Origin of the sequence: Burkholderia sp. BKH01, assembly GCF_025685725.1 — a bacterium.
Classification (GTDB): Bacteria; Pseudomonadota; Gammaproteobacteria; order Burkholderiales; family Burkholderiaceae; genus Burkholderia; species Burkholderia pyrrocinia_C.
Genome location: NZ_JAOTQT010000064.1, coordinates 1 through 481 on the forward strand (window position 1 = coordinate 1; position 481 = coordinate 481).

General features: G+C 68.2%; 2 protein-coding genes. Both read left to right on the plus strand.

From position 1 onward, the window contains the following. Nucleotides 1-359 (plus strand): efflux RND transporter permease subunit (locus OEJ37_RS34820; protein WP_263349533.1); only part of this gene is annotated, 359 nt, incomplete at its 5' end. Then, nucleotides 356-481: efflux RND transporter permease subunit (locus OEJ37_RS35175; RefSeq protein ID WP_411859308.1), on the plus strand; the 126-nt coding region annotated here is incomplete at its 3' end. The genes OEJ37_RS34820 and OEJ37_RS35175, both read left to right, overlap by 4 nt.

The following is a 481-nucleotide window of genomic DNA, read 5'->3' on the forward strand; positions in this document are numbered from 1 at the left end:
GGATCATCCTGCTGATCGGCATCGTCAAGAAGAACGCGATCATGATGATCGACTTCGCGCTGGACGCCGAACGCAAGCGGGGACTCGCGCCGCGCGAGGCCATCCACGAGGCCGCGCTGCTGCGCTTCCGGCCCATCCTGATGACCACGCTGGCCGCGCTGTTCGGCGCCTTGCCGCTGATGCTGTCCACCGGCACCGGCGCTGAACTGCGCCAGCCGCTGGGCCTGGTGATGGTCGGCGGCCTGCTGTTGTCGCAGGTGCTGACGCTGTTCACCACGCCGGTCATCTACCTGATGTTCGATCGCATGTCCCGCCGTTGGCGCGGCGCGGGTGCGCCGTCCGCCGGAGACGCGCGATGATCCTGTCGGCCCCCTTTATCGGCCGGCCGGTGGCGACCACGCTGCTGAGCCTGGCGGTCGTAATGGCCGGCATGCTTGCGTTCTTTCTGTTGCCCGTGGCGCCGCTGCCGCAGGTGGACATC